Source organism: Streptomyces sp. CA-146814 (assembly GCF_050942385.1).
Classification (GTDB): Bacteria; Actinomycetota; Actinomycetes; order Streptomycetales; family Streptomycetaceae; genus Streptomyces.
In genome coordinates this window covers 3,935,478-3,951,929 of the sequence record NZ_CP192068.1, presented here as the reverse complement: position 1 = coordinate 3,951,929, position 16,452 = coordinate 3,935,478, and the positions used below count along the sequence as shown (strand labels likewise).

General features: G+C 69.1%; 16 protein-coding genes. 7 read left to right on the top strand and 9 right to left on the bottom strand.

Features of this window, described 5'->3' with window-relative positions:
• Positions 1–48 precede the first annotated feature (48 nt).
• The 3 genes from cydB to hisC form a co-directional block, all read right to left on the bottom strand.
• Positions 49–1,050, bottom strand: coding sequence for a cytochrome d ubiquinol oxidase subunit II (gene cydB, locus ACQP09_RS17460; RefSeq protein ID WP_433400582.1), 1,002 nt, complete (start codon positions 1,048–1,050; stop codon positions 49–51).
• Between the two features lie 18 nt (positions 1,051–1,068).
• Complete coding sequence (locus ACQP09_RS17455; protein WP_433400579.1) at positions 1,069–2,580, bottom strand: cytochrome ubiquinol oxidase subunit I; 1,512 nt, start codon at positions 2,578–2,580, stop codon at positions 1,069–1,071.
• Between the two features lie 274 nt (positions 2,581–2,854).
• Positions 2,855–3,934 (bottom strand): histidinol-phosphate transaminase, encoded by a 1,080-nt coding sequence (gene hisC, locus ACQP09_RS17450; protein WP_018513829.1) that lies wholly within the window; start codon positions 3,932–3,934, stop codon positions 2,855–2,857.
• A 409-nt stretch (positions 3,935–4,343) separates the two neighbouring features.
• Here hisC and ACQP09_RS17445 point away from each other — a divergent pair, with 409 nt between their 5' ends.
• The 3 genes from ACQP09_RS17445 to ACQP09_RS17435 all read left to right on the top strand — a co-directional run bounded on the left by ACQP09_RS17445 (position 4,344) and on the right by ACQP09_RS17435 (position 7,819).
• Complete coding sequence (locus ACQP09_RS17445; protein WP_076967683.1) at positions 4,344–5,456, top strand: LacI family DNA-binding transcriptional regulator; 1,113 nt, start codon at positions 4,344–4,346, stop codon at positions 5,454–5,456.
• Between the two features lie 196 nt (positions 5,457–5,652).
• A complete protein-coding gene (locus ACQP09_RS17440; RefSeq protein ID WP_433400574.1) occupies positions 5,653–6,816 on the top strand; it encodes a metallophosphoesterase in 1,164 nt (387 codons plus the stop codon).
• A 181-nt stretch (positions 6,817–6,997) separates the two neighbouring features.
• Positions 6,998–7,819, top strand: coding sequence for a hypothetical protein (locus ACQP09_RS17435; RefSeq protein ID WP_433400572.1), 822 nt, complete (start codon positions 6,998–7,000; stop codon positions 7,817–7,819).
• A gap of 89 nt (positions 7,820–7,908) precedes the next feature.
• On the opposite strand, the gene ACQP09_RS17430 is transcribed toward ACQP09_RS17435, so the two are convergent.
• Together ACQP09_RS17430 and thiC are read right to left on the bottom strand one after the other, a co-directional pair.
• Positions 7,909–8,265: a DUF805 domain-containing protein gene (locus ACQP09_RS17430; RefSeq protein ID WP_433400570.1), complete on the bottom strand. Its 357-nt coding sequence runs from the start codon at positions 8,263–8,265 to the stop codon at positions 7,909–7,911.
• A 318-nt stretch (positions 8,266–8,583) separates the two neighbouring features.
• Entirely contained in the window at positions 8,584–10,386 is a 1,803-nt protein-coding gene (gene thiC / locus ACQP09_RS17425) for a phosphomethylpyrimidine synthase ThiC (RefSeq protein ID WP_432149407.1), read from the bottom strand.
• A gap of 196 nt (positions 10,387–10,582) precedes the next feature.
• Between thiC and ACQP09_RS17420 the strand changes: the two genes are divergently transcribed.
• Positions 10,583–11,929, top strand: a complete 1,347-nt coding sequence (locus tag ACQP09_RS17420) for a YibE/F family protein (protein WP_433400567.1) — start codon at positions 10,583–10,585, stop codon at positions 11,927–11,929.
• A gap of 34 nt (positions 11,930–11,963) precedes the next feature.
• Here the strand turns inward: ACQP09_RS17420 and ACQP09_RS17415 are convergent, their stop codons facing one another.
• The 4 genes from ACQP09_RS17415 to ACQP09_RS17400 all read right to left on the bottom strand — a co-directional run bounded on the left by ACQP09_RS17415 (position 11,964) and on the right by ACQP09_RS17400 (position 14,222).
• Entirely contained in the window at positions 11,964–12,401 is a 438-nt protein-coding gene (locus ACQP09_RS17415; RefSeq protein ID WP_015609883.1) for an SsgA family sporulation/cell division regulator, read from the bottom strand.
• Positions 12,402–12,502: 101 nt separating this feature from the next.
• On the bottom strand, positions 12,503–13,273 hold the full coding sequence (locus ACQP09_RS17410; protein ID WP_433400563.1) for an IclR family transcriptional regulator: 771 nt from the start codon (positions 13,271–13,273) through the stop codon (positions 12,503–12,505).
• A 273-nt stretch (positions 13,274–13,546) separates the two neighbouring features.
• Positions 13,547–13,759: a DUF5326 family protein gene (locus ACQP09_RS17405; protein WP_432149449.1), complete on the bottom strand. Its 213-nt coding sequence runs from the start codon at positions 13,757–13,759 to the stop codon at positions 13,547–13,549.
• A 145-nt stretch (positions 13,760–13,904) separates the two neighbouring features.
• Positions 13,905–14,222, bottom strand: a complete 318-nt coding sequence (locus ACQP09_RS17400; protein WP_069743704.1) for a cupin domain-containing protein — start codon at positions 14,220–14,222, stop codon at positions 13,905–13,907.
• A gap of 109 nt (positions 14,223–14,331) precedes the next feature.
• Here ACQP09_RS17400 and ACQP09_RS17395 point away from each other — a divergent pair, with 109 nt between their 5' ends.
• Genes ACQP09_RS17395 through ACQP09_RS17385 form a run of 3 tightly spaced genes read left to right on the top strand, consistent with a single transcriptional unit; the run spans position 14,332 to position 16,404 of the window.
• Complete coding sequence (locus ACQP09_RS17395) at positions 14,332–14,709, top strand: phage holin family protein (RefSeq protein ID WP_433400561.1); 378 nt, start codon at positions 14,332–14,334, stop codon at positions 14,707–14,709.
• 46 nt (positions 14,710–14,755) lie between these two features.
• Positions 14,756–15,880: a cystathionine gamma-lyase gene (locus ACQP09_RS17390; RefSeq protein ID WP_432149410.1), complete on the top strand. Its 1,125-nt coding sequence runs from the start codon at positions 14,756–14,758 to the stop codon at positions 15,878–15,880.
• Between the two features lie 44 nt (positions 15,881–15,924).
• The gene (locus ACQP09_RS17385) at positions 15,925–16,404 is read left to right on the top strand and encodes an NUDIX domain-containing protein (protein ID WP_433400557.1); all 480 of its coding nucleotides are present in this window, start codon (positions 15,925–15,927) and stop codon (positions 16,402–16,404) included.
• Positions 16,405–16,452 lie beyond the last annotated feature (48 nt).

Here is a 16,452-nt window from a genome sequence, read left to right as displayed (position 1 = left end):
GCCGGGCGGTGTTTCACGTGAAACACCGCCCGGCGGGGCCGGTACGGATCAGTGCGCGTCCGCGATGTGCTGGGTGCCGATCCGCTTGCGGAACACCCAGTACGTCCAGCTCTGGTACAGCAGCACCATCGGTGTGGCGATGCCGGCGCACCAGGTCATGATCTTCAGCGTGTACGGCGTGGAGGAGGCGTTGGTGACCGTGAGGTTCCAGGCCTCGTTCAGCGAGGACGGCATGACGTTCGGGAAGAGCGTCAGGAACAGCATCCCCACCGCCGCCACGATCGTCAGCCCCGAGAACGCGAACGACCAGCCCTCGCGGCCCTTGGCGATGGCCCCGATCGCCGCCACCAGCGCCACCACCGCCACGATCAGCGCTACCAGACTCCAGCGGTCACCGCTCGCAGCCTGGGTCCAGAGCAGGAAGCCCAGCGCCAGCACCGCCGTGGCCAGGCCCAGCTTCAGCGCCAGCGAGCGCGCCCGTACCCGGATGTCGCCGGCCGTCTTGAGCGCGGCGAACACCGCGCCATGGAAGGTGAAGAGGAAGAGCGTGACGAGCCCGCCGAGGATCGCGTACGGGTTCAGCAGGTCGACGAAGGTGCCGACGTACTCCATGTCGGCATCGATCTTCACCCCGCGCACGATGTTCCCGAAGGCCACGCCCCACAGCACCGCCGGGATCAGCGAGGTCCAGAAGATGGCGTTCTCCCAGTTCGTCTGCCACCGCTCCCCGGTCCGCTTGGCCCGGTACTCGAAGGCGACGCCGCGCACGATCAGGCAGAGCAGGATGATCAGCAGCGGCAGGTAGAAGCCGGAGAACAGGGTGGCGTACCACTCGGGGAAGGCGGCGAAGGTCGCGCCGCCCGCACTGAGCAGCCAGACCTCGTTGCCGTCCCAGACGGGCCCGATCGTGTTGATGAGGACCCGCCGCTCCTTGCGGTCGCGGGCGAGCAGCTTGGTGAGGACCCCGATGCCGAAGTCGAATCCCTCCAGGAAGAAGTAGCCGATCCAGAGGACGGCGATGAGCACGAACCAGATGTCGTGGAGTTCCATCTCTCAGCTCCTGTGCTCTCAGTACGAGAAGGCCATGGGCCGGTCGGCGTCTTCGTCGTCGTGGCCGTTGATCCGGGTGGGCGGGTTGAGGTCGGACTCGGTGAGCTCCGGCGGCCCGGCCTTGATGTACTTCACGAGCAGCTTGACCTCGACGACCGCGAGCACGGCGTAGAGGAGGGTGAAGAGGATCATCGAGGTGAGGATCTCGCCCTGCGATACGCCGGGGGAGACGCCGTCGCGGGTCTGGAGGACCCCGTAGACCACCCACGGCTGACGGCCCATCTCGGTGAAGATCCAGCCCCAGGAGTTGGCGATGAGCGGGAAGAGCAGGGTCCAGAGCGCGGTGAGCCAGTAGAGCTTGGTGAACTTCGGGCTGAGCGCCTTGTTCCGGAAGAGGACCAGGTTCGGGACCTCGTCCTCACCGGTCCGCAGCGCCGGTGGCAGCAGGAGCTTCCGCCGGGTCAGCCAGAGCCCCAGGACGCCGAGGCCGAAGGAGGCCATTCCGAAGCCGATCATCCAGCGGAAGCTCCAGAAGGCGACCGGGATGTTGGGCCGGTAGTCGCCGGGGCCGTACTTCTCCTCCAGCGTCTTGTTGATGTCGTTGATGCCGGGGACGTAGGAGTTCGGGTCGTTGTCGGCGAGGAAGGAGAGCACGCCGGGCAGCGAGATCTCGACGGAGTTGTGGCCCTCGCTGACATCCCCGTACGCGAAGATCGAGAAGGGCGCGCCGTTCTGGCCGTCCCAGAGCGCCTCGGCGGCGGCCATCTTCATCGGCTGCTGGCGGAACATCACCTTGGCCAGCTGGTCGCCGCTGACGGCGGTGAGCAGTCCGGCGATGACGACCGTGACCAGACCCAGCCGCAGCGAGGTCCGCATCACCGGGATGTGCTTCTTGCGCGCGAGGTGGAAGGCGGCGATGCCGACCATGAAGGCCCCGCCGACCAGGAAGGCCGCCGTGATGGTGTGGAAGAACTGCGTCACCGCGGTGTCCTGGGTGAGCACCTTCCAGAAGTCGGTGAGCTCGGCGCGGCCGCGCTCCTCGTTGATGCGGTAGCCGACCGGGTGCTGCATCCAGGAGTTGGCCGCCAGGATGAAGTAGGCGGAGAGGATCGTGCCGAGGGAGACCATCCACATGCAGGCGAGGTGGATCTTCTTCGGCAGCCGGTCCCAGCCGAAGATCCACAGTCCGATGAAGGTGGACTCGAAGAAGAAGGCGATCAGCGCCTCGAAGGCGAGCGGAGCGCCGAAGACGTCACCGACGAAGCGCGAGTAGTCGGACCAGTTCATGCCGAACTGGAACTCCTGGACGATGCCCGTCACGACACCCATGGCGATGTTGATCAGGAACAGCTTGCCCCAGAACTTGGTGGCCCTGAGGTACTTCTCGTTGTTCGTCCGCACCCAGGCGGTCTGCAGGCCGGCGGTGAGCGCGGCGAGCGAGATCGTCAGCGGAACGAAGAGGAAGTGGTAGACGGTGGTGATGCCGAACTGCCAGCGCGCCAGGGTCTCCGGCGCCAGAGCGAGGTCCACGTCGTCTTTCTCCTTACGTCGCCGTGGTGACGCCACGTCGCCGTGGCCACACCGGGCACTCCGCCCCTTTAATCCCACCGATCACAGGACCAAACGGGGCACGCTTGTGAACGCGTTCACATTCACAAGCAATTATGGCGCACACACTTTCGGGCCGTTCGCCGGGGGTACCCCTTTCGACCACACGCGCCCCTGGACGTACGCAAAAGGCCCCTGACCTCGCCGAACGAGGTCAGGGGCCACCAGGCCGTACCGGCGCCGAAGCGCCGGATCGCTAGAGCTCCGCGCGGAACGCCTCCGCCGCCTTCAGGAAGAGGTCGTTGCCCTCGCTCTCCCCGATCGAGACCCGTACGCCCTCCCCCTTGAACGGGCGCACCACCACACCGGCCCGCTCACAGGCGGCGGCGAAGTCGAGGGTCCGCTCGCCGAGCCGCAGCCAGACGAAGTTGGCGTGCGACTCCGGCACGGTCCAGCCCTGCCGCACCAGCTCCTCGCTCACCCGGCTCCGCTCGGAGACCAGCGAACCGACCCGGCCCAGCAGCTCGTCCTCGGCGCGCAGCGAGGCGACCGCCGCGTCCTGGGCGAGCTGGCTGACGCCGAAGGGGACGGCGGTCTTCCGCAGCGCGGCGGCCACCGGCTCATGGGCGACGGCGAACCCGACCCGCAGCCCCGCGAGGCCGTACGCCTTGGAGAAGGTCCGCAGCACCGCCACATTGGGCCGGTCCCGGTAGATCTCGATGCCGTCGGGCACATCGGCGTCGCGGATGAACTCCTTGTACGCCTCGTCGAGCACCACCAGCACATCGCTCGGCACCCGGTCCAGGAACCGCTCCAGCTCGGCCCGGCGCACCACGGTCCCGGTCGGGTTGTTCGGGTTGCAGACGAAGATCAGCCGGGTCCGGTCGGTGATCGCCGCGGCCATCGCGTCGAGGTCGTGCACCTCACCGCTGGTCAGCGGGACCTTCACCGAGGTCGCGCCGCTCACCTGCGTGATGATCGGGTACGCCTCGAAGGACCGCCAGGCGTAGATGACCTCGTCGCCCGGGCCCGAGGTGGCCTGGAGCAGCTGCTGCGCCACCCCGACCGATCCGGTGCCGGTCGCCAGGTGCGAGAGCGGCACACCGAACCGGTCCGACAACTCGTTCATCAGCCCGGTGCACGCCATGTCCGGGTAGCGGTTGAAGCTGCCCGCCGCGGCGAGCGCCGACTCCAGGACCCCCGGCAGCGGCGGGTAGGGGTTCTCGTTCGAGGACAGCTTGTACGCGACCGGTCCGCCGGCCGCGGCGGGCTTGCCCGGCACATAGGCGGGAACGCCGTCCAGCTCGGCGCGCAGCTTGGGGCTCGTCTCGCTCACCGCAGGTCCTCCTCGACCGTCGTACACATCCATACCGTCGTACACATCAATACTGCTCACCTTATGAGGATTGGGCGCCGCTGCGAATGGCCCGGGCGCGGAATCTCCCGCAGTGCCGGGAATGGTCCGCGTCCGGAGGCTTCCTCAGGGGGAGCGTTTCGGGTTCCGGCGCGCGCCCGTGTCTCACGCCGTGGCGCGCGTCCCCCGAAGTGGTGAGTTGAGACCTCTTCGAGACATCGACCATTCAGCAGGCCGCCGACCGCCAACACCTGACACACTAAAGTCATATCCACCAACGCCCTTTTTTTACAAGGCATTTGATGGCTAACGATCATGCAAAAACGTGCCTGTCAATGGGTGCATATGCGACCGGACCGACCACCCCTCGGAGCCCTACTATCGGCTCGCCATGACAGCAGCAGGGAAGCACCAGGTGAGCCGGACGGAGACCCCCCGGCGCAGCGGCCGGCCAGGACGGGCGGGGATCCGTGACGTGGCCGCCGCGGCCGGAGTCTCGATCACGACCGTCTCCGACGCGCTCAACGGCAAGGGCAGGCTCCCGGACGCCACCCGCAGCCATGTCCGCGAGGTCGCAGAGCGCTTGGGCTACCGCCCCTCCGCAGCGGCCCGAACCCTCCGTACCGGCAAGTCGGGGCTGATCGGCCTGACCGTGACCACGTACGGGGATGAACCTTTCACCTTCACCGAATTCGCGTACTTCGCGGAGATGGCGAGAGCCGCGACCTCGGCGGCGCTCGCCCGGGGCTACGCCCTGGTCATCCTCCCCGCCACCTCCCGGCACGACGTCTGGTCGAACGTCGCGCTCGACGGGACCGTCGTCATCGACCCCTCCGACCAGGACCCGGTCGTCACCGAACTCGTCCGCCAGGGGCTGCCCGTCGTCTCGGACGGCCGCCCGGCCGGCACGCTCCCCGTCACCGCCTGGGTCGACAACGACCACCGGGCCGCCGTGCTCGACCTCCTCGACCACCTCGCCGCCGCCGGAGCGCGCCGCATCGGCCTGCTGACCGGCACCACCACCGACACGTACACCCGGCTCTCCACCACCGCGTACCTCCACTGGTGCGAGCGGGTCGGCCAGGATCCCGTCTACGAGTCCTACCCGGCGCACGACCCCTGCGCGGGCGCGGTCGCCGCCGACCGGCTGCTCGCGCGGCCGGACCGGCCCGACGCCGTCTACGGGCTCTTCGACCCCAACGGCACCGACCTCCTCGCGGCCGCCCGCCGCTACGGACTGCGGGTCCCCGAGGACCTGCTGCTGGTCTGCTGCAGCGAGTCCACCGTGTACGCGGCCACCGAACCGCCCATCACGACGCTCTCGCTGAAGCCCCGGCGCATCGGCACGGCCGTCGTCCAGCTCCTCATCGACGCCATCGAAGGCGTGGAGCACGACGGGCCGGTGGAGCAGGTGATACCGACGGAGCTCATCGTCCGGACCTCCTCGCAACGCCGTCCGCCGCGCACCACGGTCAGCGCGCCCCGCTCTCCGAGCAGGGACTGATCGTCTCTTGAGCAGGGACTGATCGTCTTTTTTCGGACCAATCGGCCGGTGAACCGTACGTGCGCCCGGATTCACCACCCCTGGTGCGTCACACAGATCGATCCGCATTCCTATGATGGGCGCACGACACCGCGGACCACCTCTACCAGGCAGGGCCCGTCAGGTGTACGGCGGCGCGACGGTGGTGGAGGGGTCGATGACTCAGGGGGCCGGTCAGGAACCCGTGGTGCGGACGGCGACGTTGCGTGACTTCAGAGTTCCGCCGTACGCGCAGACACCCGTACCACCGGCGGCGCCCGGCGCGGCGCCGCACCCGTCCGTGCCCCCGCACGCGCCGGCGCCGCCCGCGCCCGCGCCGCACTCCTCCGTGCCTCCGCACGCCCCGGCACCGCCCCACCTGCCGCATCCGGGCAACGCCGCCGTCGGCGACGAGCCGCCGGAGGGGTACACCCCCACCGAGCGCGACCTCCCCGTCATCAACCGCGGCGACACCGTCAAGATGGACACCGTCACCGAGCCCCGACCGGTCACCGAGGAAGGGCGCGGCCCGCTCTTCGTCGTCGGCGACGTCCACGGCTACCTCGACGAGCTGGTGGCCGCCCTCGCCGCACAGGGCCTCATCGACGCCGACGGCAACTGGGCCGCGGGCAACGCCCGGCTCTGGTTCCTGGGCGACTTCACCGACCGGGGCCCCGACGGCATCGGCGTCATCGACCTCGTCATGCGGCTCTCCGCCGAGGCGGCGGCGGCCGGCGGCTACTGCAAGGCCCTGATGGGCAATCACGAGCTGCTGCTGATCGGCGCCAAGCGGTTCTCCGACACCCCCGTCAACTCCGGTGCGGGCACCGCCACCTTCCAGGCCGCCTGGCTGCTCAACGGCGGCCAGAAGAGCGACATGGACCGCCTCCAGGATGTGCACCTGCAGTGGATGTCCCGGCTCGACGCGGTCGTCGAGGAGGACGGACATCTGCTGATGCACTCCGACACGACGGCCTACCTCGACTACGGCACCACCATCGACGCCGTCAACGACACCATCACCGACATCCTCACGCGCAACGACGCCGACGAGTGCTGGGACCTCTTCCGCAAGCTCACCAAGCGGTTCGCCTTCCGCGACGAGGGCGGCGCCGAAGCGGTACGCGAACTGCTGACGACGTACGGCGGACAGCGCGTCGTCCACGGTCACAGCCCGATCCCGTACCTCCTGGGCGAGGTCGGCACGGAGGACGGCGAGGACGGTTCGGGGCCGGTGGTGAACGGTCCGCACGTCTACGCGGACGGGCTCGCCATCGCCATGGACGGCGGAGTGACCATGGCCGGAAAGCTCCTGGTCGTCCAACTCCCCCTGCATGACTGAGCCCTGACGGGGAAGACGGCCCTGGATCGGACCGCGCCGATCATCGGGCCTATTTCCGGAAACACCCTGTCACCGCGCGCCGTGAGCGCTCTACCATCGGCTCATCAGTAGCAGGCTCTCCTCCGTTTCCGCCCGACCGCCCGGCCAACGCGGGCTGCCGGGCCCGACGGAGCATCGGGGGATGCAGATGACAAGCGCTCCGCACCTGCAAGCCGAGGACGGTCCCGAGTACGCCCGGATTCTCGGCGACGCGCTGCGCCACGCCCACGAACGCCCGGACCTGGAAGGCGTCGGCGACCGGCTCAACACCGAGCAGCTGCGCACGATGGCACTCAACGCCACGGCGCTGATCACCGCGGCCGCGGCCACCGAGTACGAGCACTACGTGAAGGCCCGGGCCGAGCTGCGCGCGGCGAGCGCGACCGTGCCGGAGGGTGAGCCGTACGGAGACGCCTCGTCGGCCACCGGGCCGGGCGCCGGCATAGGAGCGGTCCTCACGGTCCTGACGCCGATCCTGGCGGGCACCGCCGCCGTGATCTTCCTGCTCGTCGGCTATCTGATGAGGGCCCTCAGCCCGTCCGTCGGCTTCGGCAACACCATGGTCGCGGCCGGGTGGTCCTTCGCGGCCCTCGCCGCCGCGGCCATCCTGGTCGCCGCCGTGGGGCTGCTCGTCACGGCCCTGCGCAACGGTTCGACCTCGCTCGCCGCCGAAGACGAGGAGGACGAGCTGTCGGAAGAGGTCGCCCGGGCCCGGGAGGCCTGGCGCCACGCGCTGCTGGAGCGCGGCATCCTGCCGTTCCTGCGGGACGCCCTGGCCGACCCGACCGCGGGCCCCGCCGCGCGGACCCCGCACCGCTCACCGAACCGGATCCCGAAGGTCGGCTACAGCAGGCCGGACTTCTCCGGTCCGGAGGACGGCCCGTCGGCCGGACCCCGGCCGACCTTCACGAGCCCCGACTTCACCAGCCCGGACTTCGGCGGACCGGACCACCGGCCGGAGTAGGACCCACGGGTCACGAGAAACGCCACAGGCCGGGGCGGCGAGTGCCGCGCCCGGCCTGTGCGGTGCTCCGGGTCGACCGGAGCGGTGGATCAGACGGTCTGCGGAGCCAGCTTCGGGTTGGCGCCGTGCTCGTTCTGCTCCGGCTTGCCCTCCGAGGCGACAAAGACCAGCAGAATGATGCCGCCGACCAGCGGGACGAACGAGATCAGGAACCACCAGCCGGAGCGGCCGGTGTCGTGCAGACGGCGCACCAGCACGGCGAGCGACGGGACGAACGTCGCGAGGACGTAGAGGAAGTACGGGATCGTCGTGTCGATCGCGAGGCCGAGACCGAACAGGACGGCCGCGACGACCAGGTGGATGAGCGAGAACATCCAGAACTCCTTGCGGCGCGCGCGCCCGCTGAAGCCTGCGTAGTTCTTGAGTACGTCGACGTACCAGTTCACTGTGATTCCCTCCCCAGGCCCCCGTGCGAGGGCCACCAAATTTCAGCCAAGCAAGCCGGAAAATAAGCCACAGATAAGGAACGGGTCAAGCCCAGTTGACGCAGCTGCGAAACGTACATCCAGCTGCCACACGACTGTGTCCATACTGTCGCTTAACATGCACCGCTATCACGCCAGATGGTGGCCAAGGCGACAAGTAGCCCATAGGGGAGGGGCCTTGGCATCACATCACCGGTCACCCGGCCCGTACGCAAGCCGTCCCCGACGCCGGACGGGGCGTCGGGGACGGAGAGGCGGACCACGGTCCCAGGGCGTGTCCTAGTCGGCGATCGGCAGGTAGACCCGGTTGCCGGCGGCCGCGAACTCCTTCGACTTCTCGGCCATGCCCTCCTCGATCTCCTCCTGCGAACCGCCGTGCTGACGCCGGATATCCTGGGAGATCTTCATCGAGCAGAACTTCGGCCCGCACATCGAGCAGAAGTGCGCCGTCTTCGCCGGCTCGGCCGGCAGCGTCTCGTCGTGGAACTCCCGGGCCGTGTCCGGGTCGAGGGCCAGGTTGAACTGGTCCTCCCACCGGAACTCGAACCGCGCGTCGGAGAGCGCGTCGTCCCACTCCTGCGCGCCCGGGTGGCCCTTGGCGAGGTCGGCCGCGTGGGCGGCGATCTTGTAGGTGATGACGCCGGTCTTCACGTCGTCCCGGTTCGGCAGGCCCAGGTGCTCCTTGGGCGTGACGTAACAGAGCATCGCGGTGCCCCACCAGGCGATCATCGCGGCGCCGATGCCCGAGGTGATGTGGTCGTAGGCGGGCGCGACATCCGTGGTCAGCGGGCCGAGCGTGTAGAACGGCGCCTCCTCGCAGATCTCCTGCTGAAGGTCGATGTTCTCCTTGATCTTGTGCATCGGGACGTGCCCGGGGCCCTCGATCATCGTCTGCACGCCGTGCCGCTTGGCGATGGTGTTCAGCTCGCCCAGCGTGCGCAGTTCGGCGAACTGCGCCTCGTCGTTGGCGTCCGCGATCGACCCGGGGCGCAGTCCGTCACCGAGGGAGTAGGTGACGTCGTACGTCGCGAGGATCTCGCAGAGCTCCTCGAAGTGCTCGTAGAGGAACGACTCCTTGTGGTGCGCCAGGCACCAGGCCGCCATGATCGAGCCGCCGCGCGAGACGATGCCGGTCTTACGGCGGGCCGTCAGCGGGACGTACGGCAGCCGCACTCCGGCGTGCACCGTCATGTAGTCCACGCCCTGCTCGGCCTGTTCGATGACCGTGTCCTTGTAGATCTCCCACGTCAGCTCCTCGGCTCGGCCGTCCACCTTCTCCAACGCCTGGTAGAGCGGCACCGTTCCGATCGGTACGGGGGAGTTGCGCAGCACCCACTCGCGGGTGGTGTGGATGTTGCGGCCGGTGGACAGGTCCATGACCGTGTCGGCGCCCCACTTGGTCGCCCAGGTCATCTTGTCCACCTCCTCCTCGATGGAGGAGGTGACGGCCGAGTTGCCGATGTTGGCGTTGACCTTCACCAGGAACCGCTTGCCGATGATCATCGGCTCGATCTCCGGGTGGTTGACGTTGGCCGGCAGCACCGCCCGGCCCGCCGCGATCTCCTCGCGTACGACCTCGGCCTCGACGTTCTCCCGGATCGCGACGTACTCCATCTCCGGCGTGATCTCCCCGCGCCGGGCGTACGCGAGCTGGGTGACGGGCCGTCCGTCGCGGCTGCGGCGCGGCTGGCGCGGGCGGCCGGGGAAGACCGCGTCCAGGTTGCGCAGTCCGCCGCGCGGCGAGGTGTGCTTGAGCCCGTCGTCCTCGGGGCGGACCGGGCGGCCCGCGTACTCCTCGGTGTCGCCGCGGGCGATGATCCAGTTCTCCCGCAGGGGCGCGAGGCCCCGGCGGACGTCGGTGTCGATCCCGGGATCGGTGTACGGCCCCGACGTGTCGTACAGCGTCACGTCCTTGCCGTTGGTGAGGTGCACCTGCCGGACCGGCACCCGGAGGTCCGGGCGCGAGCCCTGGACGTACCCCTTGTGCCAGCCGATGGACTTCCCGGCCTCGCCGTCCGGAGCGCCGTCCGGCGTTCCGTCGTTCTGTTTCGAGGCAGGCGTGCGTGCGTCCGCTGTGGTCATGAGACCTACTCCCTACGCCGGCATTACCCGGTAACAGGTTCGGCGGTCGGCGCAGCGTGTCCCGTACGGATGTACGGCGGTCAGCGCCCTCTCAGCCCGGTGCTCCGAGCTCCCGCGTGTGCAAAGGTGCCTCCACGCTAGCGTCCTTTCCGGCGAGCTGACCAGAGGGCCCTCCTGTTCTTGCGATGATCGCCCCGTGACCTCCCCCCAAAGCGACCCCGCACCCCAGCCGCCGCCCCAGGGCCACAGCCACGGCCACACGCACAGCCACGGACCCGCCGCACCGGTCTCCAAGCACCTGCGCAAGGTCATCGCGGCCGTCCTGATCCCGTTCGCCACGGCGGTCGTCGTCGGCCTGATCGCGTTCTGGCCCGGCGGCGTCCCCGACCACGAGCGCACCGGCGTCGGCTTCGACCGGCAGACCCAGGACGGCAAGGTCGTCCAGGTCGTCCAGGTCGACTGCGCCGACGTCAACGCCGCACAGGTCCCGCCGACCGGTGACACCTCCACGCCCTCGGGCCGCGAGGCGGTCGCCGAGCAGGAGGGGGAGTGCGCGAAGGCGACTGTCGAGGTGACCAGCGGCGACGACAAGGGCCGCAGGTTCGTCGAGGTGGTCCAACCGGACGCGCCGCGTCAACTGCGCGAGGGCCAGGGCGTGGTGGTGGCGTACGCCCCCGACGCGCCGCGCGACCTCCAGTACAGCGTCACCGATGTGAACCGGAAGATCCCCATGACGCTGCTGGCCGCGATCTTCGCGCTGGCGGTGGTCGCGGTGGGCCGGCTGCGCGGGGTGATGGCGCTGGTGGCGCTGGCCGTCTCGTTCGCCGTACTGACCCTGTTCATCCTGCCGGCGATCCTCCAGGGCTCGAATCCGCTGGTGGTGGCGGTGATCGGGGCCAGCGCCATCATGCTGGCGGCGCTCTACATGTGCCACGGGGTGACGGCCCGGACCTCCGTCGCTGTCGTCGGCACGCTGATCTCCCTGCTGCTGATCGGCCTGCTCGGGTCCCTCTTCATCGGCTGGGCGGATCTGAGCGGCAACACCGACGACAACACCGGCCTCATCCACGGCCTCTACCCGGACATCGACATGAGCGGTCTGCTGCTGGCCGGTGTCATCATCGGATCGCTCGGTGTGCTCGACGATGTGACGGTCACCCAGACCTCCGCCGTCTGGGAACTGCACCAGGCGGACCCGCGGATGGGTTGGCGCGGGCTGTACCGGGCAGGTATCCGGATCGGACGGGACCACATCGCCTCGGTCGTGAACACCCTGGTGCTGGCGTACGCGGGCGCGGCGCTGCCGTTGCTGCTGCTCTTCTCCATCGCCCAGAGCAGCGTGGGCACGGTGGCCAACAGCGAGCTGGTCGCCGAGGAGATCGTGCGGACGCTGGTCGGCTCGATCGGTCTGGTCGCCTCGGTGCCGGTGACGACGGTGCTCGCCGCACTGGTGGTCTCGGCTGACCGCCCGGGCGCCTCCCCCTCCTCGTCGACGGCCGCCGCCCCCGCACGGACCGGCAGGGGCCGCCGCCGCAAGGCGTGAGGAAGATGAGGCGGGGAGGTACGTGCGGTGCGGCTCAGCCGGCGTTCTGCTCCTCGGCGAGGATGCGGCCGAGCGCCTCCTCCAGGTTCCCGTCGAAGTCACCCAGCGTGTGCTCCTGACCGAGGGGAACCAGTTTGTCGGTTCTGTCGAGGAAGGCGACGAGCGGTGCCGTACCGGCCCGGAACAGCGCGCGGTCCGCGCCGACCTGGAGGCGGATGTGCACATCGCCGAGACCCTCGGGTTCGGTCGGCCCGATGTGCACATCGCCGTCGCCGCTCGGGCTGTTGAGCCCGTCCAGCAGCAGCTCACGGCCGAACGCCCAGGTCACCGGGGCATCGCCGGGCAGATGGAACGTCATCCGGATGGCATAGGGATCAGCCACCTCGTACCGGAGCTCCACCGGAATACGGAACGAGAGCTCCTCGGAGACGAGGAAGCTCATCATGACCTCTGCTTGAACCGACTCGCGCATCGTTCAACCCCGCAGTAGATGAAACTGGCCAGGAATGATCCCCTATGGCCCTATTGACGCCATCGTGGTGCACGCGATAGCAGATCACAAGGAGTGATTTTTCAGATACTGATAGAGAACACGAACGAACGCAAGAGGCTCGCCACTTCGCCACGTAGCTGTTCGACTGCGGGCAGCAACCGTTCCTCACGGTCCAGGGGTACGGAAATGGCCATCGCCGCAATGGTGGCACCGGCTGTGACGGGAATGGCGGCGCAGACGGTCCCCAGTGCGTACTCCTGGCGTTCGATGACCGGTTCACCCCGGCGCAGCGTCCGGAGGCGTTCCAGAAGTGCCGCGCGATCTCGCACTGAGTAACGAGTAAGGGGCCGTACGGGGTGCCGGTCGAGGTGGTCCTCGCGGTCCTTCTCGTCGAGCTGGCCGAGAAGACACTGCCCGATCGCGTGCGCGTGCCCGGTCTCCCGGAAGGAGGCCCACTCGTCGACCGCCGGGGCGTCGGGGGCGTCCGCGACCGCGATGAGCTCGATCTCACCGTCGCGGTAGACCGCGCAGTACACCGGGACCCCGATGGCGTCCCGCCAGTGCGCGAGGGAGTCGGTGACGGAGGCGGGCCGGCTCCTGGAGCCCCGGGCCGCGGTCAGGTTCTCGGCGGCCGCGCCGAAGAGGAAGACGCCGTTCTCCCGGCGGAGATAGCCCTCATGGGTCAGCGTGCGCAGCAGGTGGTACGCCGTCGGCAGCGGTAGCCCGGCCTCCCGCGCGAGTTGCTTGGCGGGCGCCCCGTCCCGATGGGTGCCCACAGCCTCCAGCAGCCTCAACGCCCGCTGAACCGAACCGATCAACGTCGGGACAGCGGTGCTCGATGCCGTGGTCAAAGGTCACCCCCAGGCATGGTGACGGGCCGTCGGCCCTCCCGTGGGGGCCGCCCCCACGGGCCTGCCGCACCTACGACCGGACTGTCGTTCAAACCACTGGTCACTCGGTCGGTTCGGTGACAGAAGGTCACATTCCAGATGGCGGCGGCAGCGTTACGTCACTGTATCGGCCGCCCTCTGAAGGGAGGAGTTTTCCTCCGGGACTTAGCTCAGCTGGGCTAATCCGCAGGCCTGTGCGCACCCCCGATCCCGCACGGGCCCGCGGCAGCCTTCCTACCAGTCACCACGCGAGGACGAGGAGGACATGAACTTGCGTACGACGAAGACCAGACCGCCGACCAGCACGACGAAGACCAGCACCTTGAAGAGCAGGCCGATCACGAAGCCGATCACACTGGCGATCAGACCGCCGAACACGAAGATCGCGATGACGGGCACCGCGATCCACTTCACCCACCAGGGCATCCCCGCGAATATCTCCCGCACGGCCATCGCCATCTACCTCGTCTCTCTGGGTTCCTGCCTCGATGCTAAGCGCGCGGGGGACCCCGTCGGGGGCTCCACAGCCCTTGAAGACCCCTGATCGAACCCTTAGGGAACCCGGGGCTCCGGAGACCTCCGACCGGGGGTCTCAGCCCTCCGGCGGCGAGAAGACGACCATCACCCGCAGGTCCTCGGTGATGTGGTGGAACTTGTGGGCCACCCCGGCCGGCACATAGACGACGCTCCCCCGGCCGACCTGGGTCGTCTCCGTCCCGACCGTGATCGACGCACGGCCGCTGACGACGAAGTACACCTCGTCCTGCTGGTGCGGCTGCTGCGGATCGAGTTCGCCCGCGTCCAGGGCGTACAGGCCGACGGACATGTTCCGCTCCCGCACGAACTGCAGGTACGCGCCGTCGTTGGCGGCCCGTTCCGCCTCCAGCTCGTCCAGTCTGAATGCCTTCATGGCCTGTCCGCCCCTTGTGACCTGTGCCGTCGGCCCTGGTGACCTGTGCCGTCGGTTCCGCCTGCGCTGTCGGTGTCCACCACCGATCATGTCTGCCACGATCAGACACATGAAGAATTTCGTAGTCAAGACGATCGCCAACGCGGGTGCGCTGGCCGTGGCCATCTGGCTGATCGGGGACATCACGCTGGAGGGCGGCTCCACCGGCCGCAAGGTCCTCACCCTGATCCTGGTCGCGCTGCTCTTCGGTCTGGTGAACTTCCTGGTCAAGCCGGTGGTCCAGCTGCTGACCTTCCCCCTGTTCATCCTGACGCTCGGGCTGATCACCCTGGTGGTCAACGCCCTGATGCTGCTGCTGACCTCCTGGCTGGCCGGGGTCTTCGATCTCAGCTTCCATGTCGAGGGCTTCTGGACCGCGGTCCTCGGCGCCCTGATCATCTCGGTCGTCTCCTGGGCCCTCAACATGGTCCTGCCGGACGAGGACTGACTTCCCGGCCCTCCGGGGCCGCCCGACCACTTGACTACGGAGCAGCATGAACAGCATGGGCGACGGAACGCGCGCGGTACGCGCCGGACTTCCCGAACCGGAGCAGTACGAGCCGACCCTGCCCGGGCCGGTCTTCGCCGCGCACTTCCATCTCTCCGGCGAGCCGGTGGGCCCCTACACCTACGGCCGGGACACCAATCCGACGTGGACCCGTCTGGAGCGGGCCATCGGCGAGCTGGAGGCGCCCGGCGAGGACGTGAGCACGACGGTGTTCGCCTCCGGCATGGCGGCGATCACCGCGGTGCTGCTCTCGCAGGTGCGCACCGGCGACACCGTGGTGCTGCCGGACGACGGCTACCAGGCGCTGCCGCTCGTACGGGAGCAGCTGACGGCCTTCGGTGTCGAGGTCAGGACCGCGCCGACCGGCGGCGATGCCCAGCTGGCGCTGCTGGAGGGCGCGAAGCTGCTGTGGATCGAGAGCCCGTCCAACCCGGGCCTGGACGTCTGCGACATCCGCCGGCTCGTGGCCGCCGCGCACGAGGCGGGTGCGCTGGTCGCCGTCGACAACACCCTGGCCACGCCGATCGGCCAGCGTCCGCTGGAGCTCGGGGCGGACTTCTCGGTCGCCAGCGACACCAAGGGCATGACCGGGCACGGCGACATCCTGCTGGGCCATGTCACCTGCCGTGATCCCGGCCTGACCGCCGATGTACGGCGCTGGCGCAAGGTCGTCGGCGCGATCCCCGGCCCGATGGAGGCCTGGCTCGCCCACCGCTCGCTCTCCACGCTCCAGCTGCGCATCGAGCGGCAGTGCACCACGGCGCTGGCCCTCGCCGAGGCGCTGTCCCAGCGGGCCGAGGTCACGGGGCTGCGGTATCCGGGGTTGCCGACGGACCCGTCGTACGGGATCGCCGTGCGCCAGATGCGGCGCTTCGGTTCGGTGGTGTCGTTCGAACTGGCCGACCGGGAGACAGCGGAGCGCTTCCTCTCCGCGCTGCGGCTGGTCGACGACGCGACGAGTTTCGGGGGCGTACGGTCCACCGCCGAGCGCCGGGGCCGCTGGGGCGGCGACGCGGTGCCGGAGGGGTTCATCCGCTTCTCGGTCGGCGCGGAGGACCCGGAGGACCTGCTGGCGGACGTGGCGCGGGCGCTGGACGAGGCGGCCCGGTAGGCCGGGGGAGTTTCAGACGGGTCCGCACGGGCCACTCTCTTGCCATGACCGAACGTCCTGTGGTCAAGCGCACCGCACGCGCCATCCTGGTCGACGGCGACGACCTCGTCCTGATCAAGCGCACGAAGCCGGGGGTCGATCCGTACTGGCTCACGCCCGGCGGCGGGGTCGAGCCGGAGGACGCCACCGTCGTCGAGGCCCTGCACCGCGAGGTCGACGAGGAGCTCGGCGCCAAGATCACCGATGTGGTGCCCTGCTTCGTCGACACCGTCGAGCACATCGCGGACGGCGGGGTCACGGGCGTGAAGGTCCAGCACTTCTTCGTCTGCCGGCTCGCGTCGATGGACGTGAGCCGGCGGCACGGCCCGGAGATCGACGAGCCCTGCGGGGAGTACGAGATCGTCAGGGTGCCGTTCAGCCGGGTCGGGATCGCCGCCGTCCACCTCGTACCGCTCTCGCTGCGCCACTATCTGGACGGCAACATCGAAGGCGTACGGGCGATGCACGCGCCTGACCTCAGCTGACGGCCCCTGGCCTCCACACGCGTCCGCCGTCATGTTTCACGTGAAACA

Coding starts and splice junctions, on each gene's coding strand:
- cydB (WP_433400582.1), bottom strand. CDS start 1,050: ATGGAACTCCACGACATCTGGTTCGTGCTCATCGCCGTCCTCTGGATC.
- ACQP09_RS17445 (WP_076967683.1), top strand. CDS start 4,344: ATGACAGCAGCAGGGAAGCACCAGGTGAGCCGGACGGAGACCCCCCGG.
- ACQP09_RS17440 (WP_433400574.1), top strand. CDS start 5,653: ATGACTCAGGGGGCCGGTCAGGAACCCGTGGTGCGGACGGCGACGTTG.
- ACQP09_RS17435 (WP_433400572.1), top strand. CDS start 6,998: ATGCAGATGACAAGCGCTCCGCACCTGCAAGCCGAGGACGGTCCCGAG.
- thiC (WP_432149407.1), bottom strand. CDS start 10,386: ATGACCACAGCGGACGCACGCACGCCTGCCTCGAAACAGAACGACGGA.
- ACQP09_RS17415 (WP_015609883.1), bottom strand. CDS start 12,401: ATGCGCGAGTCGGTTCAAGCAGAGGTCATGATGAGCTTCCTCGTCTCC.
- ACQP09_RS17400 (WP_069743704.1), bottom strand. CDS start 14,222: ATGAAGGCATTCAGACTGGACGAGCTGGAGGCGGAACGGGCCGCCAAC.
- ACQP09_RS17395 (WP_433400561.1), top strand. CDS start 14,332: ATGAAGAATTTCGTAGTCAAGACGATCGCCAACGCGGGTGCGCTGGCC.
- ACQP09_RS17390 (WP_432149410.1), top strand. CDS start 14,756: ATGAACAGCATGGGCGACGGAACGCGCGCGGTACGCGCCGGACTTCCC.
- ACQP09_RS17385 (WP_433400557.1), top strand. CDS start 15,925: ATGACCGAACGTCCTGTGGTCAAGCGCACCGCACGCGCCATCCTGGTC.